The 21,160-nt window shown below is 40.9% G+C and carries 22 protein-coding genes; 18 read left to right on the forward strand and 4 right to left on the reverse strand.

Features of this window, described 5'->3' with window-relative positions; translation table 11 throughout:
* Window positions 1-17 precede the first annotated feature (17 nt).
* The 3 genes from MHH26_RS06460 (at window position 18) to MHH26_RS06470 (ending at window position 3,214) form a co-directional block, all read left to right on the forward strand.
* Window positions 18-1,439, forward strand: a complete 1,422-nt coding sequence (locus MHH26_RS06460) for a LutB/LldF family L-lactate oxidation iron-sulfur protein (RefSeq protein WP_340972772.1) — start codon at window positions 18-20, stop codon at window positions 1,437-1,439.
* On the forward strand, window positions 1,439-2,161 hold the full coding sequence (locus MHH26_RS06465; protein WP_340972774.1) for a LutC/YkgG family protein: 723 nt from the start codon (window positions 1,439-1,441) through the stop codon (window positions 2,159-2,161). The genes MHH26_RS06460 and MHH26_RS06465 overlap by 1 nt, the downstream gene beginning before the upstream one ends.
* A 144-nt stretch (window positions 2,162-2,305) precedes the next feature.
* Window positions 2,306-3,214: a DMT family transporter gene (locus MHH26_RS06470; protein WP_066030861.1), complete on the forward strand. Its 909-nt coding sequence runs from the start codon at window positions 2,306-2,308 to the stop codon at window positions 3,212-3,214.
* Window positions 3,215-3,226: 12 nt separating this feature from the next.
* Here MHH26_RS06470 and MHH26_RS06475 read toward each other — a convergent pair whose 3' ends face one another.
* The gene (locus MHH26_RS06475) at window positions 3,227-3,418 is read right to left on the reverse strand and encodes a hypothetical protein (RefSeq protein WP_340972776.1); all 192 of its coding nucleotides are present in this window, start codon (window positions 3,416-3,418) and stop codon (window positions 3,227-3,229) included.
* A gap of 110 nt (window positions 3,419-3,528) precedes the next feature.
* Here MHH26_RS06475 and MHH26_RS06480 point away from each other — a divergent pair, with 110 nt between their 5' ends.
* From MHH26_RS06480 to MHH26_RS06505, 6 genes are all read left to right on the forward strand, one after another.
* Window positions 3,529-5,745 (forward strand): RNA ligase, encoded by a 2,217-nt coding sequence (locus tag MHH26_RS06480; RefSeq protein WP_340972778.1) that lies wholly within the window; start codon window positions 3,529-3,531, stop codon window positions 5,743-5,745.
* Between the two features lie 456 nt (window positions 5,746-6,201).
* The gene (locus MHH26_RS06485; RefSeq protein ID WP_249114887.1) at window positions 6,202-6,747 is read left to right on the forward strand and encodes a TetR/AcrR family transcriptional regulator; all 546 of its coding nucleotides are present in this window, start codon (window positions 6,202-6,204) and stop codon (window positions 6,745-6,747) included.
* Between the two features lie 21 nt (window positions 6,748-6,768).
* The gene (locus MHH26_RS06490; protein WP_340972780.1) at window positions 6,769-9,912 is read left to right on the forward strand and encodes a bifunctional cytochrome P450/NADPH--P450 reductase; all 3,144 of its coding nucleotides are present in this window, start codon (window positions 6,769-6,771) and stop codon (window positions 9,910-9,912) included.
* A gap of 190 nt (window positions 9,913-10,102) precedes the next feature.
* A complete protein-coding gene (locus tag MHH26_RS06495; RefSeq protein WP_095285213.1) occupies window positions 10,103-11,011 on the forward strand; it encodes a trypsin-like serine peptidase in 909 nt (302 codons plus the stop codon).
* Window positions 11,012-11,279: 268 nt separating this feature from the next.
* Window positions 11,280-11,660: a NucA/NucB deoxyribonuclease domain-containing protein gene (locus tag MHH26_RS06500; protein WP_060596689.1), complete on the forward strand. Its 381-nt coding sequence runs from the start codon at window positions 11,280-11,282 to the stop codon at window positions 11,658-11,660.
* Between the two features lie 147 nt (window positions 11,661-11,807).
* A complete protein-coding gene (locus tag MHH26_RS06505) occupies window positions 11,808-12,656 on the forward strand; it encodes an STAS domain-containing protein (protein ID WP_340972783.1) in 849 nt (282 codons plus the stop codon).
* Window positions 12,657-12,689: 33 nt separating this feature from the next.
* Here MHH26_RS06505 and MHH26_RS06510 read toward each other — a convergent pair whose 3' ends face one another.
* Window positions 12,690-13,232, reverse strand: a complete 543-nt coding sequence (locus MHH26_RS06510; RefSeq protein ID WP_340972785.1) for an IseA DL-endopeptidase inhibitor family protein — start codon at window positions 13,230-13,232, stop codon at window positions 12,690-12,692.
* 295 nt (window positions 13,233-13,527) lie between these two features.
* On the opposite strand from MHH26_RS06510, the gene MHH26_RS06515 reads away from it, so the two are divergent.
* Window positions 13,528-13,974 (forward strand): hypothetical protein, encoded by a 447-nt coding sequence (locus MHH26_RS06515; protein ID WP_340972786.1) that lies wholly within the window; start codon window positions 13,528-13,530, stop codon window positions 13,972-13,974.
* A gap of 47 nt (window positions 13,975-14,021) precedes the next feature.
* Here MHH26_RS06515 and lexA read toward each other — a convergent pair whose 3' ends face one another.
* A complete protein-coding gene (lexA, locus tag MHH26_RS06520; RefSeq protein WP_282066824.1) occupies window positions 14,022-14,642 on the reverse strand; it encodes a transcriptional repressor LexA in 621 nt (206 codons plus the stop codon).
* Window positions 14,643-14,801: 159 nt separating this feature from the next.
* Between lexA and yneA the strand changes: the two genes are divergently transcribed.
* The 6 genes from yneA to MHH26_RS06550 all read left to right on the forward strand — a co-directional run bounded on the left by yneA (window position 14,802) and on the right by MHH26_RS06550 (window position 19,216).
* Window positions 14,802-15,113: a cell division suppressor protein YneA gene (gene yneA, locus MHH26_RS06525; RefSeq protein ID WP_034660770.1), complete on the forward strand. Its 312-nt coding sequence runs from the start codon at window positions 14,802-14,804 to the stop codon at window positions 15,111-15,113.
* 17 nt (window positions 15,114-15,130) lie between these two features.
* Window positions 15,131-15,778 (forward strand): YneB family resolvase-like protein, encoded by a 648-nt coding sequence (locus MHH26_RS06530; protein WP_307499674.1) that lies wholly within the window; start codon window positions 15,131-15,133, stop codon window positions 15,776-15,778.
* 69 nt (window positions 15,779-15,847) lie between these two features.
* Window positions 15,848-16,078 (forward strand): DUF896 domain-containing protein, encoded by a 231-nt coding sequence (locus tag MHH26_RS06535; protein ID WP_034660771.1) that lies wholly within the window; start codon window positions 15,848-15,850, stop codon window positions 16,076-16,078.
* Between the two features lie 187 nt (window positions 16,079-16,265).
* A complete protein-coding gene (gene tkt / locus MHH26_RS06540; RefSeq protein ID WP_334749258.1) occupies window positions 16,266-18,269 on the forward strand; it encodes a transketolase in 2,004 nt (667 codons plus the stop codon).
* Window positions 18,270-18,466: 197 nt separating this feature from the next.
* Entirely contained in the window at window positions 18,467-18,913 is a 447-nt protein-coding gene (sirA, locus tag MHH26_RS06545; protein ID WP_012010100.1) for a sporulation inhibitor of replication protein SirA, read from the forward strand.
* An 84-nt stretch (window positions 18,914-18,997) separates the two neighbouring features.
* Complete coding sequence (locus MHH26_RS06550) at window positions 18,998-19,216, forward strand: YneF family protein (protein WP_003212379.1); 219 nt, start codon at window positions 18,998-19,000, stop codon at window positions 19,214-19,216.
* A 261-nt stretch (window positions 19,217-19,477) separates the two neighbouring features.
* Here MHH26_RS06550 and MHH26_RS06555 read toward each other — a convergent pair whose 3' ends face one another.
* Complete coding sequence (locus tag MHH26_RS06555) at window positions 19,478-19,651, reverse strand: aspartyl-phosphate phosphatase Spo0E family protein (RefSeq protein WP_369810454.1); 174 nt, start codon at window positions 19,649-19,651, stop codon at window positions 19,478-19,480.
* Window positions 19,652-19,859: 208 nt separating this feature from the next.
* Here MHH26_RS06555 and MHH26_RS06560 point away from each other — a divergent pair, with 208 nt between their 5' ends.
* Entirely contained in the window at window positions 19,860-20,567 is a 708-nt protein-coding gene (locus tag MHH26_RS06560) for a cytochrome c biogenesis CcdA family protein (protein ID WP_334749281.1), read from the forward strand.
* Between the two features lie 94 nt (window positions 20,568-20,661).
* Window positions 20,662-21,144, forward strand: a complete 483-nt coding sequence (locus MHH26_RS06565) for a CcdC family protein (RefSeq protein ID WP_034660774.1) — start codon at window positions 20,662-20,664, stop codon at window positions 21,142-21,144.
* Window positions 21,145-21,160 lie beyond the last annotated feature (16 nt).

The raw sequence follows: 21,160 nt of genomic DNA on the forward strand, positions 1-21,160 counted from the left end.
AAGAGGGGGAACGGCACATGAGTATGAAAATTGGAGAGAAGGGCTTTAAAGAACGAATCGGGGAAGGGTTAGAAGATACTGTCATGAGAGGTGCTGTTTCCTCAGCGCAGGAACGCCTGTATGAAAGGCGGCTATCTGCGAGCGAAGAGCTTGGCAACTGGGAAAAGTGGCGAGAACTTGGCGAGGAAATCCGGCAGCATACGCTGACGCATCTTGATGACTACTTATACCAATTAAGTGAAAGCGTTAGTGCACGTGGAGGACATGTCTTTTTTGCAAAAACAAAGGAAGAGGCATCGGCGTATATACAAAATGTGGCACAGAAAAAAGCGGCCAAAAAGATCGTTAAATCAAAATCAATGGTCACAGAAGAAATTGAAATGAATCAAGCGCTTGAAGAGATCGGCTGTGAGGTGGTGGAAAGCGATCTTGGCGAGTATATTCTGCAAGTAGATGATCATGAACCTCCTTCACATATTGTGGCACCTGCTCTTCATATGACGAAAGAACAAATACGGGAAGTATTTCATGAGAAGCTAGGGTATGAGATGTCAGAGACACCTGAAGACATGACGAGTTTTGTAAGAGCCATATTACGTGAAAAATTCCTCGAAGCTGACATTGGTGTCACTGGCTGTAATTTTGCTGTCGCCAATACAGGTTCCATCTGCCTTGTGACAAATGAAGGGAATGCGGATCTTGTCACAGCTATCCCGAAGACACATATCGCCGTTATGGGCATGGAACGGATTGTTCCAACGATGGAGGAACTGGATGTCCTTGTTGGTCTTTTGTGCAGAAGTGCAGTTGGTCAGAAATTAACAAGTTATATTTCTGTCGTCGGGCCAAAAGGAGGAGAAGAAGTGGATGGACCAGAAGAATTTCACTTGGTCATTGTAGACAATGGGCGGTCCAATATATTAGGTACTGCCTTTCAGCCTGTTCTCCAATGTATCCGGTGCGCAGCCTGTATTAATGTGTGCCCAGTTTACCGGCATGTGGGCGGACATTCATACGGATCGATTTATCCGGGGCCAATTGGCGCTGTTCTTTCGCCGCTTCTTGGCGGCTATGATGACTACCAAGAGCTCCCCTTTGCATCAAGCCTTTGCGCAGCCTGCACAGATGCTTGTCCAGTAAAGATCCCGCTTCACGAGTTATTAATAAAACATCGACAAGTCATCGTTGAAAAAGAGGGGAGAGCGTCTAAAGCTGAAATGATGGCGATGAAAATGTTCGGAATGGGCGCATCGACTCCCGGAATGTATCAATTCGGAACAAAAGCAGCCCCTGTATTGATGAATCGTGTGGCTTCAAACGGACAGATTTCAAAAGGAATAGGTCCTTTAAAGAATTGGACAGATATTCGTGACCTGCCAGCTCCAAGTAAAGAAAGATTCAGGGATTGGTTTAAAAAGAGACAGAAGGAGGAGCAGTGATGAAGGGAACCATTTCTCACCGAGAGTCGTTTTTAGCTCATATCCGTAAGCAATTAGGTAAAGATTCCTCCCCGTCTGCATCTATTCAGCGTCCAGCTTGGAAGCATCAAGTCCAGTGGGAAACAAACGGACTTTTGGCTAAAGAAGAAATAGTCGAGCAACTGAAGAAGCAATGTCAACGAATTCACACAAGAGTGGTCGAAACAACACCAGAGGAAGCGCCCTCTGTATTAAGATTATTGATGACAGAGTATGGAGAGGGTTCTGTGATGACGCCTGTCGATCATCGTTTTGAACAATATGGATTTCATCCGATGTTTGACAGCTTGCAGCACGAAGGATTCGCAGTCACCAGATGGAATGCTGAGGCATCAAGGGAAGAAAATATCAGGCTGGCAGAACAAGCGACATATTCGGTTGAATTCAGTGATTACACCCTTGCAGAATCAGGTACAGTCGTCCTTTCATCCCATCAAGGCCAAGGCAGAGCGCTGCATTTTTTACCGATGATGTATATTGTGTGTATCGAAAAAAGCACAGTGGTTCCGCGGATGATTCAGGCTGTTTCGGCTCTTAATCGTTCGGTAGAAGAGGGGGAGCAGGCGAAAGGTGCTATTCATTTCATATCAGGTCCGAGTAACTCTGCGGATATTGAGATGAATTTAGTGGTAGGTGTTCATGGTCCAGTTCGGGCCGTTTATCTATTGATAGATGATGAGTAGGGCTTTCGAGATGAAAGCCTTTTTTTCATGCAAAAAAGCTCACACAAGTTTTAAAATCATCTTGCCTCTAGCGGATTGGACATAGTAAGATGACGACATACAAGATGAACTTCTCATCTACTGCTGATGTAAAGGAAGCTGCTTATGGAAATGAAGTCAACTGCTCAAAAGAAATCAATTGCACTACCGCTTGTGATTTCAATTATTGCCATTTCATTTTCTGCTATCATTGTGAAATGGTCAAATGCACCTGCTGCTATTTTAAGCATGTATCGAATGATCTTTGCCGCGGCTTTTATGCTGCCGTTTATCCTGCCACGAAAAAAAGAATTTCTCTCGATTAAGCGCAGAGACTGGTTTTTCTTATGTATGTCAGGCTTCTTTTTAGGACTCCACTTTGTGTTGTGGTTTGGCTCACTGAAGCTGACGACTGTGGCAAGCTCTACTATTATTATCGCCCTTCAGCCGATGGTCTCCTTATTAGGCGGCTTTCTCATTTTCCGTGAACGAACCACGCTGCCCGCACTCTTGACAATGTGTGCCGCAATTGCTGGTGCACTCATGATTGGATGGGGAGACATAGGTCATAGCCAGGAAGCCATCCTAGGAGACATTTTATCCTTTTTAAGTGTGATCGCGGTTGTTTGTTATTTATTAATAGGTCAACAGGCTGTAAGGAAAATATCTCATTGGATTTATAGTTTTTGTGTGTTTGGTTTTGCTGGTCTTTTTTTAATTCTATTCAACCTAATGCAGCAAACTCCTTTTACAGGCTATCCGGGTAAAGAGTGGGGGATTTTTTTATTGCTTGCCATCATTCCCACCATGTCTCATGTCATTAATAATTGGCTTTTAACTTATGTCAATGCCACAACGATTTCAATGAGTATACTTGGCGAACCTGTTGGGGCCACGATTCTTGCTGTATGGCTACTTGGAGAGAAAGTCACGCTGTTTCAAATGCTTGGCGGTCTTCTTGTCCTTTTAGGCGTCTTTTTCTTTTTGATGCAGCAGCGTCAAGGAATTGTGATGAAACCAAAAAAATCCGGTTAAATCCCGGATTTTTTACTCTTTTAAATCATTTTTTTCAATCACTTTGTTCAATCTTTCCTCAACCTTCTTCAATTCCATTCGTCTTCTTCTGATCATTCGAAAAGAGGTGACAATCATAGTCACGATAACAGCAATGAATAGAAGAGAGAACACTTGAAATAAAAAATCTCCAAGATTGAATGCCATATTCGCTCCATTAGACATACGTAAAACCTCCCTTTCTATCTATATATTACCATAATCAATAAAAGATTGAGATTTATCCATAATTTATCTATAATAGGTAAAATATCACTCATTAAAGGAGAACCAATATGAGAACTTTAGTCCTTTTACGAGGTCTCCCAGGCGTAGGTAAATCAACTTGGATCAAAGCTCAAGGCTTAGAGCCCTACACTTTATCAGCGGATCAGATCCGTCTTTTGACCCAGCCGCCGCAGTTATCTGTCAATGGGAAACCAGAAATTTCAAGCAAACATGACCACAAAGTCTGGTCTTTGTTATTTGAATTGCTTACAGCACGTATGGAACGCGGAGACTTTACTGTGATTGATGCGACACATATTTCAAGCAAATCGATATCTCAATATAAATCGTTAGCCACATCGTATCGTTACAGGGTGTATGTTGTCGATTTCACGCAGGTGCCGCTTGAAACAGCTCTCCTGCAAAATCGCTCACGGGAACCTCACAAAGTTGTGCGGGAGTCTGTTTTATATCAAATGAACGAGCGGTTAAAAACAGAAAAGGTCCCATCATGGGTGACTGTTTTGCAGCCTGAGGAATATCCGCAAGTGATGACCTATCAGCCTCGATCCTTCGATCAATATGAGGCCATTCATGTCTTTGGAGATATTCACGGCTGTCATACCGCTCTGACCACCTATTTACAAGGAGACATTAAAGAAAACGAACTTTATATCTTTGCAGGTGATTTACTTGATAGAGGAATAGAAAACAAGGAAGTATTAGAATGGATGCTCGCACATAGAGAATGCCGGAATGTCATCGTGATTGAGGGCAATCATGATCAGCATTTATACCGGTTTGCACATGGTGAAAAAGTAAGAAGCAATATGTTTAACCGGCATACTGCACCTGAAATCGAAGCAGCAGACTTTAATTTAAAAGAAGTACGGAAGTTTGTCAGAACATTTCATCAGCTTACTTATTTTACGTACCATGGCAAGACATTTCTTGTTACCCACGGGGGGCTTGCTCATTTGCCAGAAGAGCTTCTGCATGTCTCAACACAGCAGCTCATTCACGGTGTAGGTGAATATTCAGATGACATTGACCACTTGTTTGTTCAAAACACCGCTGGATTAGATGTCATTCAAATTCACGGGCATCGCAATTTATACAGGCTGCCTATTCAAGCATCGGAAAGGTCTTATAATCTAGAAGGCCAGGTTGAATTCGGGGGGCAGCTGAGGGTCTTGAAAATCACAGCTGACGGGATTGAGACTCATGAAATTGACAACCCAGTCTATAGAGCTTCTGAGAAAAACCCATCGGCTGCTATTCAACCAGATATCTCACTGGATGACTTTTTAGCTCACTTAGATCAGCATGAATATGTACATGAATTAAAGCTTCCTCACCATATTTCATCTTTTAATTTTACGAAAAAAGCTTTTAGTGAACGGCAGTGGGATGATGTGAATGTGAAGGCAAGAGGTTTGTTTGTCAATATGGTGTCAAAGCAGATTGTTTCAAGAAGCTACAACAAATTTTTTAAGATTGACGAGCGTCCAGAGACAAAAATGCATCATCTAGTGAACCATCTTCAATTCCCTGTTACCGTCTATGATAAAGCAAATGGATATTTAGGAACGGTTGGGTATAACGAAATGGATGATGAATTGGTGTTTACGTCCAAATCGTATACATCTCATGTGAAACAAAATCTGCATGCTTCCTGGGTCGAAGAGCTATTCTATCAGACTTTCGGAGATGTGCAGATCGACTACATCAAATCATACGTACGTGACCACAAAGTATCTCTTGTGTTTGAAGTCATTTTACCAGAGAAAGACCCACATATTATCACATATGATCAAGATCAACTCATTTTGCTTGATATTGTGAAGCGTCAGCTAAGCTATGAAAAAGCACCATTCACTGAAGTGAAAAGGTTAAGCGAACAGCTTGGAATGTCCTGCAAGCAGGAAGTGGCTGTGTTCCATGATTGGACGTCTTTTTATAAATGGTATCAGGCAGTCTCTCATGACGACTCGATTAAAGAAGAGGGATTTGTCATAGAGGATCATCGCGGATTCATGACCAAGCTCAAGCTCCCTTATTATCAATTCTGGAAGCAGATGCGCGCGATCAAGCAGCGCGTCGCAGAGAAGCGTTCCTCGCAAAAATATATGCACGCTTTGCAAACAGCGGAGCAAGCTAGATTTTATACGTGGCTTCTTGAGCAAGATGCCAATGATGTCAGGAATAGCTCAATTATTGAGCTGCGAACACTATTTGAGCAAAGCGATGCTGCCCAATTGAATAATGATGAAATAAATGCATAGTCTAAACATGAGTCTTTTCTAAGGAAAAGGCTTTTTTTGATGCAATTGAAAGGTAGACCCATATATGCCTGGTCATATTGAAGTGATTCTTCGAACGATGTTTGCTTTTGCGATTTTATTTGGTGGAGCACGTCTTCTTGGAAAGCAAACAGATTGATACATATGACGGCCATATTCAGTCTCCGATTGATCAAGAATGAACGTGTAGTGCAGAGGTCACCCGCATGACACATATCTGCCAATATTTCTAAGTCCTTTGGATGCTGTCTGACTAGGCATCATTTCTCTATTATTATTATTTTCAGAAAATGTGATGACGGAGAAAAATAAGTGTGTTTAAGTATATATAGAAGGAATTAAAATATTAATATAATATACCGCATGCGGAATGAACATTCATTCCTGAAATGAGGAGGGGATGAAGTGCCAGCAGTGACTGATAAACAAGAACAGATTATGAAGGCTTCACTAGATTTATTTATTGAACGGGGCTTTGATGGGACCACGATGCCGATGATATCAAAAAGAGCAAATGTCGGAGCAGGAACCATTTACCGTTATTTCGACAGTAAAGAGGCCCTCGTTAATATTTTGTACCAGCGCAGCCTTTCTGCATTTATCGAAAAAATGAACACAAACAGTCCAGATCCAAAGGCAAGTATTCGGGCGTACTTTAAGCATGTATTTTATTGCTTGGTTTTATTTACAAAGGAGAATCCAAGCGGGCTATATTTCTTAGAAATTGATAAACGATCCCATTACTTAGACGAGACGAGCAAAGAGAAAATGCAGCTTTTGTTACATGAGCTATTCCTTATCTTTGAAGAAGGGAAAAAGGATGGGATTCATCCAAATCTCTCAGGTAGAACCATTTTATCGATTGTATTTGGTGCCTTTGTACAGCTGCATAAACAAATTCTTGCAGAAGAAATAGAGCCAACGATTGAATTTCTAGAGGACATTGAGCAATGTTTATGGCGCGCCATTAGCGTTGCTTCTTAATGATATAAAGGGAGTGGGCACATGCAACAAACATCAATCATTCCAAAACCAAAAACATACGGACCTTTTAAAAATATTCCCCATATCAAAAAGGGGGAGCTTTCTCAAACCTTTTGGCGTCTTGCAGATGAATTAGGACCGATCTTTCAGTTTGAATTTTCAAAAGCAACAAGTATTTTTGTTTCCAGCCATGAACTTGTCCAAGAAATATGTGATGAGAGCCGTTTTGATAAATACATTGGGAGCAGTCTCAATAAAGTAAGAGCATTTGCAGGAGATGGGTTATTTACGAGCTGGACAGAAGAACCGAACTGGAGAAAGGCTCACCACATCTTGATGCCGGCGTTTAGCCAGCAGGCCATGAAGGGCTATCATGAGATGATGCTCGATATTGCCACACAGCTTGTACAAAAATGGCAAAGAACAGGCCGTGATGAAGAAATTGAAGTAGCAGAGGATATGACAAAGCTTACTTTAGATACGATCGGACTTTGCGGTTTTGATTTTCGATTTAACAGCTTTTATAAAGAAAATCAGCATCCATTCATCGAAAGTATGCTGAATGGTTTAAACGAAGCGATGGATCAGGCGAGCCGGTTGCCGGTTGCAGATAAGCTAATGATCAAAAGAAGAAAAAAATTTGACCAAAATGTCGATTTTATGAAGCAATTAGTAGATGACATTATTCAAGAACGAAAAAAACAAGATAAAACGGGCGATGATTTACTGTCCCTCATGCTGCATGCAAAGGACCCTGAAACAGGAGAGCGCCTGTCAGATGAAAATATCCGCTATCAAATCATTACCTTCTTAATAGCTGGGCACGAAACAACAAGCGGGCTGCTATCCTTTGCGATTTATTTCTTATTAAAGAATCCAGAAAAATTAAAGAAAGCCGTCCAAGAAGCAGATGATGTGCTGCAAGGCGGACTGCCAACATTTAAGCAGGTACAAAAACTAAATTACACTCGTATGGTTTTAAATGAATCACTTCGCCTCTGGCCAACAGCGCCTACGTTCTCTCTTTATGCGAAAGAGGACACCGTCATCGGAGGGAAATATTCGATTGAAAAGAATCAAAGTGTCTCCGTGCTGCTCCCTAAGTTACATCGTGATCAAGCGGTATGGGGAGAGGATGCGGAAGAATTTAAACCAGAGCGGTTTCTACACCCTGAAAAGATCCCGCAGCATGCCTACAAGCCTTTTGGGAATGGGCAGCGTGCATGTATCGGCATGCAATTCGCTCTTCATGAAGCCACTATGGTGCTAGCGATGGTTCTGCACAATCTGGAATTGATTGATCACACATCATATGAACTTGATTTAAAAGAATCTCTGACGATTAAGCCAAACGATTTTAAAATCAAAGTGCGGCCAAGGAAGCAGCTACTCTTTATGGCACCACCGAAAGAAGAGGCGAAAAAAAGCACAAAATCTGATGTGTCAAAAGTGGCCAGTCACGGTACACCACTGCTTGTTCTATATGGATCAAATCTTGGCACAGCGCAGCAAATCGCAAACGAATTTGCTGAAGACGGGAAAGCAAAAGGGTTTGACGTGACCACTGCTCCGCTTGATGACTATACACGCCAATTACCAGATAAAGGTGCAGTCTTAATCGTGACCGCTTCATACAATGGACATCCGCCTGACCATGCGAAAAAATTTGTGGATTGGGTCACGCAGGATGAAGAGCAGGATTTATCAAACGTGACATTTGCTGTTTTTGGATGCGGAGATCGAAATTGGGCGAGTACGTACCAGCGTATTCCGCGTCTCATTGATGAAGCACTTGAAAGAAAAAGTGCAAAGCGTGTAGCTGATTTAGGAGAAGGCGATGCAGGCGGAGATATGGATGAGGATAAAGAAACATTCCAGAAAACGGTCTTCAAGCAGCTTGCAAAAGAATTTAAGCTCACCTTCCAAGAGAAAGGTAAGGAAAAGCCAAAACTATCAGTTGTTTATACAAATGAGCTAGTAGAACGTCCTGTGGCGAAAACGTATGGTGCTTTTTCAGCTGTTGTACTGAAAAATGAGGAATTACAATCTGAAAAAAGTGAGCGGCAAACAAGACATATTGAACTGCAATTGCCTGAAGGGAAACAATACAAAGAAGGGGATCATATCGGAATTGTTCCGAAAAATAGTGATGCACTCGTGCAGCAGGTGATCAATCGCTTCAATCTTGATCCTAAGCAGCACATCAAGCTTTCTTCTCAGAAAGAAGCAAGTCATTTACCTTTAGATCAGCCGATTCAAATGAGAGAATTACTTGCGTCACATGTTGAGCTTCAAGAGCCTGCAACACGTACGCAGCTAAGAGAGCTCGCAGCATATACAGTTTGTCCGCCTCACCGCGTGGAGCTTGAGCAAATGGCTGGTGAAGCATATCAAGAAGCCGTTTTAAAGAAACGAGTAACCATGCTGGACTTATTAGATCAATATGAAGCGTGTGATCTGCCGTTTGTGCACTTTTTAGCACTTTTACCAGGTTTGAAGCCGCGCTATTACTCAATTTCTAGCTCACCAAAGGTCGAAGAAAAAAGAGTCAGTATCACAGTGGCGGTTGTGAAAGGTAAAGCGTGGAGCGGCCGCGGAGAATATGCCGGAGTCGCATCAAACTATTTATGCGGTCTGCAGGCAGGAGAAGAAGTCGCCTGCTTCCTCCACGAAGCGCAGGCAGGATTCCAGCTGCCACCTTCATCCGAAGTACCGATGATCATGATCGGACCGGGTACAGGAATCGCTCCATTTAGAGGGTTTGTTCAGGCAAGAGAAGTGTGGCAGAAGGAAGGAAAACCACTAGGCGAAGCTCACCTGTATTTTGGCTGCCGTCACCCTCTTGAAGATAATCTGTATTTTGAGGAAATGCAGCTTGCAGCGCAAAAAGGAGTTGTTCACATCCACCGGGCTTATTCTCGTCACAAAGAGCAAAAAGTATATGTCCAGCATTTGTTGAAAGAAGACGGCGGCATGCTGATCAAGTTACTTGACCAAGGTGGGTATCTTTACGTGTGCGGGGACGGAAAAGTTATGGCACCAGACGTAGAGGCTACGCTTATCGACCTCTATCAAAACGAGAAACATTGCTCGAAGGAAACAGCTGAAAATTGGCTGACAACCCTTGCAAATGACAATAGATATGTAAAAGATGTGTGGAGCTGAAAAATTAGGAAGACCGCCAATTAGGCGGTTTTTTCTATTTCAGAGAGAGATCAATAGAAAGAAGGTTGGAAAGATACAAAACACCTAATTTAAAAATGAAATATTTTGTAAAAAATAAGAATATTCTCTCATTTACTCCAATATGAAACAATCGTATGATTTTTGATATAGGACATAAAGGAGGAATATGATGAAAAAGGTGAAAATGTTACTCCCTTCTCTACTCGTTTTTGGTGCTTTAAGTGTGCCTAGTTTTGCCCATGCCACATCGGATTCAGTACTAACGTCTGATTATGACATGGTGACTTCTGATGGGAAGGTGATCTCTTCAAGTGATTTCCACAATGATACGAAATCCCCCTCATCCTTTGACAAAGTGGATGATCTTTCTTCTACTGTTGGCGAAAAAGTAAAACCACTATCAAAATATTTAAAAGACTTTCAAACAAAAGTCGTCATTGGAGACGATGGTAGAACAAAAGTAGCAAACACAAGAGTGGCACCATATAATTCAATTGCTTATATTACATTTGGCGGCTCAAGCTGCACGGGGACACTCATTGCCCCTAACAAAATTTTGACAAACGGGCACTGCGTGTACAATACAGCATCGAGAAGTTATAGTGCAAAAGGATCGGTGTATCCAGGCATGAACGATAGTACTGCGGTGAATGGCTCAGCAAACATGACGGAGTTCTATGTACCAAGCGGATATATCAATACAGGCGCGAGCCAATATGATTTTGCCGTGATCAAAACAGATACGAACATTGGCAATACGGTCGGTTACCGCTCTATCCGTCAGGTGACAAACTTAACTGGGACAACGATTAAAATTTCTGGATATCCAGGTGATAAAATGAGATCGACTGGCAAGGTGTCGCAGTGGGAGATGTCAGGTTCTGTGACAAGAGAAGATACAAATCTCGCATACTATACGATTGATACATTTAGCGGAAATTCAGGCTCAGCGATGCTAGATCAAAATCAGCAAATCGTTGGGGTTCATAACGCAGGGTATTCAAACGGAACGATTAATGGCGGTCCAAAAGCGACAGCTGCCTTTGTTGAATTTATCAACTATGCAAAAGCGCAATAAGAGTTAGAGCACAAAGCTTGTTTCCTTCATAGGGGACAAGCTTTTTTATATGGATAGAATCACTGGTTTCTATCTGTCTACGCTTGAGAGATTCATTGAGTTCTCAGCCTCATCATTTTTTTCACATGTCATTCGTGAACCGCTCATACATTAAAATGACACATTTCCTTTAAGTCAAGATTCTGCTTGAGAAAAATGAGGAGGTCTCACACTTTTGAAAATGAGAAGAGGCTGGATCACTGGTGTCGCCTTATGCTTTGTGATATGGATGGGCACGTTGTTAGGTGGATTTGGGGAGAAACATGCGGCAAAAGGTGCGGATCGATATGATCATGTCATTCAATTTCCAAAGGAACGGTACCCTGAAACAGGCAGCCATATTCAAGAAGCCATTCGAAAAGGGCATTCAGATGTGTGTACGATAGACCGAAATGGAGCAGATGCCCGCAGGCAAGAATCATTAAAAGGAATTCCGACTAAACCTGGCTTTGACCGGGATGAGTGGCCGATGGCGGTTTGTCTTGAGGGAGGAAAAGGTGCGAGTGTTCAATATGTCAGCCCATCTGATAATAGGGGAGCAGGCTCATGGGTTGGACACCAGATTAGCAGTTATCCTGATGGGAAAAGAATTTTATTTATTGTGAAATAAAACTGGAAGAGAGGCACCTGTGAGTAGGTGCCTTTTTTGTTGATGATCAGAGCGTATTGGAGTTAGCAGGGACAAAAGATTCAGAGGTACAATGGATCTATAAGGTACAAATACTGACAAGAAGAAAATGTGAAGGGACATATGCTTATGGATAAGAACCGTGCATTATACGATTTTTTCATGCAACATGCAGAGAAACTGACTGAAACTTGGTATGAATCAATTGAGGATGATGATCCAGAATCAATATATCGTTCAACAGATTCCAGCATCATAGCAGAGCTGAAACGGCAAAATCAAGATTATTACCAGCATTTTATACGTGCTCTTATTGAAGACAAGACATATTTACATACTGAGTTTAAAAAGTGGTCTGAAGACTTAGCCAGTGACCTGAAGCATTTAAATACACCATTAGATTATGTTGTGAGAGAATACATGTCCAATCAAAGAGTGGTCCTTCATTACTTAAAAGAATTTATTAAACAGCGTCAAGATGAAATTGATATTGACCGCATCTTTTATTGGTATGATTTAATTTCAGAGGCGTTTAATATTTCAATTCATGTGTTTATCCAGCAATATGTGAAAAATACAACGAGGAAGCTCGTGGCACAAAGAGACATGATTGACGAGCTGAGCTCACCTGTCATTGTCTTAAAAAATCATATTGCGTTATTGCCGTTAGTAGGTGACATTGATACAGCGAGAGCAAAGATGATTTTAGAAAATACGCTGAAACAGTGCTCGCAAAAAGGTGTACAGCATTTATGTATTGATTTATCGGGCGTTGTCATTATTGATACAATGGTGGCTCATCAAATCTTTGATCTTGTCACATCACTTCGGTTAATTGGAGTAGAGACGACCATTTCAGGCATCAGACCAGAAATTGCCCAAACAGCCGTGCAGCTTGGGCTTCCTTTTAATGAATTTCGCACGGCATCATCACTTGCTCACGCGCTGGATCGCATGACTGAATTTTCTCCAATATAAAAACCAGGCCGATTGAAAGGCCTGGTTTTTGATTTAGATGACAGCGTCAATTTTTGTGATTTTCCAATCTTTTTGTACTTTTTCGTACGTAACAGTTCGTTTTACTTTGCGTCCATCAAGTGTTGGGACGGTGAATTCATAGGTGCGGACCGTTTGTTTTTTAGAGACAAGTTTAGGTGTGGCTTTATCCCAATTAAGCATGTTGTCTCCATCACCGACTGGAACAGCCATTTTGCCTTTATGAACAATGAACTGGTAGTCTTTTAAACCTTGATTGATGGCATCTTTTGTGAAAACTTGAGATAGGTAGCTGTTTAGTTTTTTCTTTGTATCAAATGTTTTCGAAAGATAGTTGTAAGTCATATCTTTATAGCTAAATGATTTTAATTTGTAATCAGAATGTTCATTAATTTTGTAGCCTGACATCGCACTCCAAAAGTGTTCTCGTGCATCAAGGGCAATATGTAACGCTTCTTTATTTGTCAAAGCGGCTGGTTTTTTAGAAGCGGCCAATGTTGTAGATTGTAATGAGATCATAAGCATAATAGCAGTTAATAAAACGAATAATTTTTTCAAGGCGATTGCCTCCTTTTCTCAATGAAAACTTCTTATGTTACAAATGTTACAATAATTACAGTGATATTACAAGTATTAAATCTAAATGTTTTTTATTTCTTTTCTTTCTATATATATAACGTTTGAGGGTGACAAAAAGTTTTCATTTTTTTATTTTTTTCTTTATATCTAGTATTTAACCGTTCTAAAGAAGAACAAAACGTTTTTTGGAAAAATTTCTGTTTGGACGTTTAACACGCTTTCTCATTTATGACATATACTATCGTGATGAATGTCTAAGAAAGTGGTGTTGAATATGTATCATCCGTATGAAGGTATGTGGAATGGGTACTCATATGACAGGCAGATGGAAGGATGGCCATCGCTCCCTATTCCTCAAGTTGGAGGATTTCCAGGGTTTCCAATCGGAGGAGGAGGCACTGGACCCGGATCAAGCGGATCAGCTCCGCCAGCTCCGCCAGCTCCGCCGCAGCATATCATTTCGCAGTATCAGCAAGCATTATCACAGCCTCAAAGCATGCAGTCACTTATTTCAGGGCAAACAGGTGGAGGCCAGCAATCTGTTCAATTTGCAGCGGGATGTAATAGAAGATGGACGATTGTGTTCATGAGAAACGGTCAAGTATTTTTAATGTATGTCCTATCCTCACAGCCTTTCGGGAGAACAACTGGCTTTATTTGGCCGAACTTTACATTTGGTTCCTTCCCAAGCTCGCGTATCCTTGCCTATTTTTGTTCATAAAAGAAAAAGCCGGTTCTCATCAGCAGCTGATGAAATACCGGCTTTTTTTAGTGAATATTTCTAAATACGCCAATCACTTTACCTAGTATACTTACATTCTGTAAAATAATCGGTTCCATAGATGGGTTCTCTGGCTGTAATCTAAAGTGTGTATCTTCTTTATAGAAACGTTTCACTGTCGCTTCATCTTCCTCTGTCATGGCGACGACAATATCTCCATTGTTAGCGGTGCTTTGCTGACGCACAATGACATAGTCCTTGTCCAAAATTCCTGCATCAATCATACTTTCTCCCATAATTTCAAGCATAAATACTTGTTCATCTGGTGCTGCAAAAGTCTCTGGAAGAGGGAAGTATTCTTCTACATTCTCAACAGCCGTAATAGGCAGGCCTGCTGTTACTTTTCCGATGACTGGTACGTTCATTACAGCAGTCTTTGGAATATTCATTTCCTCTTCATCTAGTACTTCGATCGCTCTAGGTTTTGTCGGGTCTCTTCTAATTAAGCCCTTTGTTTCTAGTCTAGCTAAATGTCCATGAACCGTTGAACTTGATGCTAGACCGACAGCTTCTCCAATTTCACGAACGGATGGGGGATAGCCCTTACTTTTTACTTCTTCTTTGATGAATGTCAGGATATCGAGTTGTCTTTTTGATAGCTTCGTCATCTTTTGCACCTCAAAACGTCAATTTTAAAGAAATTATAGCATGTTTTTCCTAACAGTACAAACATAGGTTCGAAAAAAACGTTTGACAGAAACGTTTGTTCGTATTTATAATGAGTGACAGAAAGAGCGAACACATATTCTGTTAGGAGAGATGACATTATGAGGTTAAAAGAATCTATTATTTTTATTGGGGTATTCTCATTCATCGTTGGCATATTTCTCTCACTTATTGCAGTCACAAGCCATAATGATCCAAATCAGTATGTTAAAATAGAGGTTCAATCAGGTGATACTCTTTGGGGGTTAGCTGATCAAGTAAACGACAGCAAATCAATCGACAAAAATGCGTTTATTGACTGGGTCACCGAACACAATGATCTTGCTTCAACGGAAATCCAGCCTGGTGACATTCTTGTCATACCAGTCAAAAAAGAGCATCCAGTCGTATATCAACTTGCAACAGTACAATAGAAAGGTCGATTGAAGTCATGAATGCAATCATCTATGCGAGAGTAAGCACTGTCAAAGAAGAGCAGGAAACCTCGCTGAAGAGACAAGAAGAAGAACTGCTGGCTTTAGCTGCTATGCACAAGATGAATGTGGTGAAAGTCATCAAAGAAAAAGCAAGCGGATATGATCTAGATCGTGATGGTGTGTTTGATATGCTAGCTGCACTAAAAGAAGAGTCAATTGATGCCGTTCTTATCCAGGATGAAACGCGTCTCGGAAGAGGACAAGCAAAAATTGCGCTTCTTCATTGTCTTTTTAAAGAGAACGTAAAGGTGTACAGTACGTTTCATAGAGGCGAGCTTGAGCTTTCAGAAGCAGATGAAATGGTTATTGAGATCGTAGGAGTAGTTGAAGAGTATCAACGAAAAATTCATAACCTGAAAATCAAGCGGGGAATGAGAAGAGCTGTTGAGCGCGGGTATCAGCCCGAACTGAATTTAAAACAGCAGGATCATGCGCCTGGCCGTGAGCGTATTGAAGTGCCGATTTCAGAAATTGTTCGATTAAGAAAAAACAACATGACATTCGCAGAAATTGCAGCAACTCTTCAGGCACTAGGTTTTGACATTTCAAAAGCAACGGTCCATAGAAGGTATCAAGAATATGAAAAAGGTCTGACCACCTAAAGCTTGATTTGTTGTCAAAATGATTGATATTTAGTAGTATGTAGAGAAAATGTTTTAAAGGAGTTTGTCATGATTTCTAAAAAGCAGCTTGCAAGAATCAATGAGCTTTCAAAAAAGTCGAAAGAGACCGGTTTATCAGACGCTGAAAAAACAGAACAAAAGCTATTGAGAGAAGAGTATTTAAAAGCTTTTCGTTCTTCTATGAAAAATACACTTAAAACCGTGAAAATCGTTGATCCTGAAGGAAACGATGTCACACCAGAAAAATTAAAAAGAGAAAGAGATCAAAACCTTCACTAAGTCTGTGATTTCTTAAATTTTGAAAAGATGGGAAGTATATTCTCATCTTTTTTCATATTTGCATAACTTTTTAGGTGATCGATAAACTAAATGTGACAAAATCACTCTTTTTCAGCGTGAAATAGTTGTGAAAAAAGGACAGTAGATTTATGATAATGGTGTACACAAGATACGGAAGGGGATTTATATGGAAACGATTGAATTGAAATCTATTGCAACAATACGTACTCTCTCCATAGACGCAATTGAAAAAGCGAATTCCGGTCACCCTGGAATGCCAATGGGTGCTGCACCAATGGCATACGCTTTATGGACGAATCACTTAAACGTAAGTCCGCAAAACCCTAATTGGTTTAACAGAGACCGTTTTGTTTTATCTGCGGGGCATGGTTCTATGCTTCTATATAGCATGCTTCATTTAAGCGGATACAACCTGAGCATCGATGATCTAAAACAATTCCGCCAATGGGGTAGCAAAACACCTGGACACCCTGAATTTGGACATACAGAGGGCGTAGATGCTACAACAGGTCCTTTAGGGCAGGGGATTGCCATGGCAGTTGGTATGGCACTTGCAGAAAGACATCTTGCGGAAACGTATAACAAAGACAACTTTAATGTTGTAGATCACTATACATACAGCATTTGCGGAGATGGGGACTTAATGGAGGGAATTTCCTCTGAAGCTGCTTCACTTGCTGGTCATTTAGGCTTAGGCCGTTTAATTGTTCTTTATGATTCAAATGATATTTCATTAGATGGCGACCTAGATCGTTCATTCTCTGAAAATGTGAAGAATCGTTTTGAAGCGATGAACTGGGAAGTTCTCTATGTGAAAGACGGCAACAACATTGAAGAAGTGACGGCTGCTATCGAAAAGGCGAAACAAAGTACAGACAGACCTACATTGATTGAAGTGAAAACAACGATTGGTTTCGGATCGCCTAACCGTGCAGGAACGTCTGGTGTGCATGGTGCACCGCTTGGCAGCGATGAAGCCAAGCTGACGAAGGAAGCTTACTCTTGGACGTTTGAAGAAGATTTCCATGTACCTTCTGAAGTGTACGATCATTTCAAAGAAGCTGTAAAAGACGCTGGTCAGAAAAAAGAAGCAGCTTGGAATGAACTATTTGAACAATATGAAAAAGAATACCCTGAGCTTGCAGCTCAACTGAAGCTTGCGATTGAAGGAAAGCTTCCTGAGAATTGGGATCAAGAGGTTCCTGTTTATGAAGCAGGTTCAAGTCTTGCCTCCCGCGCTTCTTCAGGCGAAGTATTAAATGGCATTGCGAAGCAAGTACCTTTCTTCATTGGCGGGTCTGCTGACCTTGCAGGTTCAAACAAAACAACGATTAAAAATACAGACGACTTTGGTAAAAATAATTATGCCGGCAAGAATATTTGGTTCGGCGTCAGAGAATTTGCAATGGGTGCCGCGTTAAACGGTATGGCACTTCACGGCGGCCTTCGTGTATTCGGCGGAACGTTCTTTGTTTTCTCAGATTATTTAAGACCAGCGATTCGTCTTGCTGCTTTAATGGGACTTCCAGTCACTTATGTCTTTACTCATGACAGTATCGCTGTTGGGGAAGATGGTCCGACGCATGAGCCGGTTGAGCAGCTTGCTTCATTACGTGCGATGCCTAATCTTTCTGTCATTCGCCCAGCGGATGGAAACGAAACAGCTGCAGCGTGGAAACTTGCTGTATCTTCAACGGATAAACCGACAGCTCTAGTACTGACTCGTCAAAACCTTCCAACGATTGACCAAGCACCAGAGAAGGCGTATGAGGGAGTAGAAAAAGGTGGATACGTCGTCGTTGAAGCTGCTGATGCACAGCCCGAAGCACTTCTACTCGCTTCTGGATCTGAAGTCGGTTTAGCGATTGAAGCGCAAAAAGCACTTGAAAAAGAAGGGATCCGCGCGTCTGTTGTCAGTCTTCCTGCATGGGATCGTTTCGATCAGCAGTCAGATGAATACAAAGAATCAGTCCTTCCTACAGCAGTGCGGGCACGTATTGCGATTGAAATGGGGGCTTCACTTGGCTGGGAGCGTTACACTGGTCTTGATGGTGACGTGATTGCCATTGATAAATTTGGCGCTTCTGCACCAGGTGAAACCATTATTGAGAAATACGGATTTACGGTCAGCAATGTGGTCAGCCGTGTGAAAGCGAAGCTGAACAAATAACCAGTCTCCAAGCATCATGCTTTTTTTCATCTGTTTGCAGAGCATTTTCATCCGCTCTGCAAACTTTTTTCTTTTTTCTTGTTTTTTTGACAAAACTAGTTTCTTCTTGCTTCATATATAGACAATTCTTTCTTTCGCATTTTTGTATAATACAAGCAATATACGAGATTGACGAAATGTGAAAGGAAGGGATAGACATGGAACGCCATTATTATATTTATTGGATTGAGGATGAATTTGCACATCATTATTTTGGCAGAGAATCGATTTTGTTTCATTTGTTTGAGTCGTTACACTGGACGAACCGCACGGAAGATGAATTGGTGATGCTTGTGAAACAAGTGGATTACGTGACGAAACGAATCCCTGCTTTTCATATGCACCAGCGATTAATGAACAACTTAACGAACATTCACTATACACAAATTGGCTCGATATACAGCGCTTCCTTACCTGATGGAAAAGGAACGGCTGCATTTATCATAAAAGACCGTTATATCCAAATGTCTGCCACCGGCAGTTACGAGGCAGAAGCGGTGTTTTTTGAAGTGCTGAGAAAAATTAGTCCTTGCTTTCTTGCGATGGACTTTGGTTCAAAGAAGCATGGGTGGCTCAATCCGGTAAAAGTGAGGAATTTTGTTTAAAAAAATAAAATTGAACGTGAAATGTTGTATAATAGCCTTTTGTTTAGTACACTTTATACGAGACAACATGAAGGAGGAAGAATTATGGATTTATGGGTTGTCATCCTTGTAGGCGTTGTTGCACTGCTTGCAGGAGTTGCACTCGGATTCTTTATTGCTCGTAAGTATATGATGAGCTACTTGAAAAAGAATCCACCAATTAATGAACAAATGCTTCGAATGATGATGATGCAAATGGGCATGAAACCGTCCCAGAAGAAAATCAATCAAATGATGAAAGCCATGAACAACCAAGCGAAATAATACGTACGATATTATGATCATAGATGGAACATGGTTATAAAGAATGGACAAGCGTTGTCCTATCTTTATTGAATTCACCTTCATCAGACGCTTTAAAACCACTGTACTTGCATGAATAAAGCAGGGAAGGTGGTTTTTATTTTGGCGTCAGCCTCCTGTTAAAAACAAAAAACCCCTGTAATCAGAGGTTTTTGTTTCGTTTATGGTCACATATCAACTGTTCTAAAAATCGTGCAGCATGATAGATATCATGAGATATGATTAGTTGGCTGAGTTTGAGTGTAAGTGTCGTTGATATTGTAAGAGAAGATGATCTAGCTGCTGGCTATGTTCGATGGTCACTGTTGATGTCATCCCATTATGCAAGACAACTTTCATCAGCTCTTCTCTTTTTTCTTCGATTTGAGTTAATAATGATGTTTTTACCAAAGTCATGTTCCTTTCATGCAAATCTTGATAAAAAGAATCGATTTTATTATATCCATTTTAAGGTTTATTTTCAAATTTAAAGGATTCGTTATCTTGATGTCAAATTAAATTATATAAGGTTTTAAGAGAATAGACCATCTTTATTGAGAGGATGTAAAAAAAATGAAATGATTTTGTCATCTCTTATTGTATATTGTAAGAAGGGGGTGTTCTTTTGACAGATTTGAATTACTTTTTAGCTTTTGGAGCAGGGTTTCTTTCTTTTATCTCACCATGCTGTCTGCCGCTTTATCCAGCCTTTTTATCGTATATTACGGGCGTTAGTATAGATGAAGTGAAATCTGAGAAGGTGATGCTGAGAAGAAGAAGTCTGCTTCATACTTTATTCTTTTTAATTGGATTCTCTATTATATTTATTGCGATTGGCTTTGGGACATCGTTTGTTGGGAAGTTTTTTTATGATTACCATCAAGCAATTCGCCAGGTTGGAGCCATTCTCATTATTTTCTTTGGTTTTATGATTCTTGGTGTCTTCCAGCCTTCTTTCCTTATGGGGGAAAAGAGAATGCAGTTCCAAAATCGTCCTGCTGGTTTTTTTGGGTCAATTCTCATCGGAATGGGCTTTGCCGCTGGATGGACACCTTGTACAGGACCTATTTTATCTGCTGTTATCACACTTGCTGGTAACAATCCGGAGTCGGCTGTCACATATATGATTGCGTATGTATTCGGATTTGCCGTTCCGTTTTTTGTTCTATCCTTTTTCATCACGAAAATGACGTGGATCAGAAAGCGCCAGCAGCTTATCATGAGAATTGGCGGGATCATTATGATTGTGGTAGGGATATTGCTGTTCTTTGATCTTCTCACATGGATTATCATCATGTTCTCCTCATTGTTCGGCGGATTTACAGGCTTTTGAAATCGTTTTCTACAGTCGCGGCGAATGGTTTTTTTTCGTCAATTGGAGTATATTATACATAGGCTGACCTTAAAGAATAAAGGAATGATTTGATATGATGGTCTTGATCTCTTCTATAATTGCGATATGTATGGCGGTAGCCGTCATGTTTATTCGCATTAAGTCATCTGCAAAACCGGCAACCGCGAAAAAAATTATATTACCTCCTATTTTCATGAGCACTGGGGCACTAATGTTTTTTGTTCCTATGTTTCGAGTAACTGGGGCTGAATTTCTAGAGGCGATCACAGTGGGGATGTTTTTCTCCATCTTTTTAATCAAAACATCGAAGTTTGAAATTAGAGGGAATGACATTTATTTAAAGCGATCAAAAGCATTTGTGTTTATTCTCATTGGACTTCTTGTTCTTCGTATCGGGATGAAGACCATCCTGAGTTCTTCTATTGATTATGGTTCTCTAAGCGGGATGTTTTGGATTCTTGCCTTTGGCATGATCGTACCTTGGCGCGTTGCTATGTATTTGTCGTTTAGAAAGCTGTCTAAGCAATTAGATCCGCAGCAGGTTCAAATGAATTAAACCTCCTTTTGATAAA

The sequence above is a fragment of the Bacillus sp. FSL K6-2839 genome (assembly GCF_038003365.1).
Classification (GTDB): Bacteria; Bacillota; Bacilli; order Bacillales; family Bacillaceae; genus Bacillus.

Bases quoted from the DNA above. Each gene is read 5' to 3' on its own strand.
- MHH26_RS06470 (WP_066030861.1), top strand. From the start codon at position 2,306: ATGGAAATGAAGTCAACTGCTCAAAAGAAATCAATTGCACTACCGCTT.
- MHH26_RS06550 (WP_003212379.1), top strand. From the start codon at position 18,998: ATGGATTTATGGGTTGTCATCCTTGTAGGCGTTGTTGCACTGCTTGCA.
- MHH26_RS06535 (WP_034660771.1), top strand. From the start codon at position 15,848: ATGATTTCTAAAAAGCAGCTTGCAAGAATCAATGAGCTTTCAAAAAAG.
- MHH26_RS06480 (WP_340972778.1), top strand. From the start codon at position 3,529: ATGAGAACTTTAGTCCTTTTACGAGGTCTCCCAGGCGTAGGTAAATCA.
- MHH26_RS06460 (WP_340972772.1), top strand. From the start codon at position 18: ATGAGTATGAAAATTGGAGAGAAGGGCTTTAAAGAACGAATCGGGGAA.
- MHH26_RS06485 (WP_249114887.1), top strand. From the start codon at position 6,202: ATGAAGGCTTCACTAGATTTATTTATTGAACGGGGCTTTGATGGGACC.
- MHH26_RS06555 (WP_369810454.1), bottom strand. From the start codon at position 19,651: ATGACTTTGGTAAAAACATCATTATTAACTCAAATCGAAGAAAAAAGA.
- lexA (WP_282066824.1), bottom strand. From the start codon at position 14,642: ATGACGAAGCTATCAAAAAGACAACTCGATATCCTGACATTCATCAAA.
- MHH26_RS06475 (WP_340972776.1), bottom strand. From the start codon at position 3,418: ATGTCTAATGGAGCGAATATGGCATTCAATCTTGGAGATTTTTTATTT.
- MHH26_RS06530 (WP_307499674.1), top strand. From the start codon at position 15,131: ATGAATGCAATCATCTATGCGAGAGTAAGCACTGTCAAAGAAGAGCAG.
- MHH26_RS06505 (WP_340972783.1), top strand. From the start codon at position 11,808: ATGGATAAGAACCGTGCATTATACGATTTTTTCATGCAACATGCAGAG.
- tkt (WP_334749258.1), top strand. From the start codon at position 16,266: ATGGAAACGATTGAATTGAAATCTATTGCAACAATACGTACTCTCTCC.
- sirA (WP_012010100.1), top strand. From the start codon at position 18,467: ATGGAACGCCATTATTATATTTATTGGATTGAGGATGAATTTGCACAT.
- yneA (WP_034660770.1), top strand. From the start codon at position 14,802: ATGAGGTTAAAAGAATCTATTATTTTTATTGGGGTATTCTCATTCATC.
- MHH26_RS06515 (WP_340972786.1), top strand. From the start codon at position 13,528: ATGTATCATCCGTATGAAGGTATGTGGAATGGGTACTCATATGACAGG.
- MHH26_RS06490 (WP_340972780.1), top strand. From the start codon at position 6,769: ATGCAACAAACATCAATCATTCCAAAACCAAAAACATACGGACCTTTT.
- MHH26_RS06495 (WP_095285213.1), top strand. From the start codon at position 10,103: ATGAAAAAGGTGAAAATGTTACTCCCTTCTCTACTCGTTTTTGGTGCT.
- MHH26_RS06565 (WP_034660774.1), top strand. From the start codon at position 20,662: ATGATGGTCTTGATCTCTTCTATAATTGCGATATGTATGGCGGTAGCC.
- MHH26_RS06500 (WP_060596689.1), top strand. From the start codon at position 11,280: ATGGGCACGTTGTTAGGTGGATTTGGGGAGAAACATGCGGCAAAAGGT.
- MHH26_RS06465 (WP_340972774.1), top strand. From the start codon at position 1,439: ATGAAGGGAACCATTTCTCACCGAGAGTCGTTTTTAGCTCATATCCGT.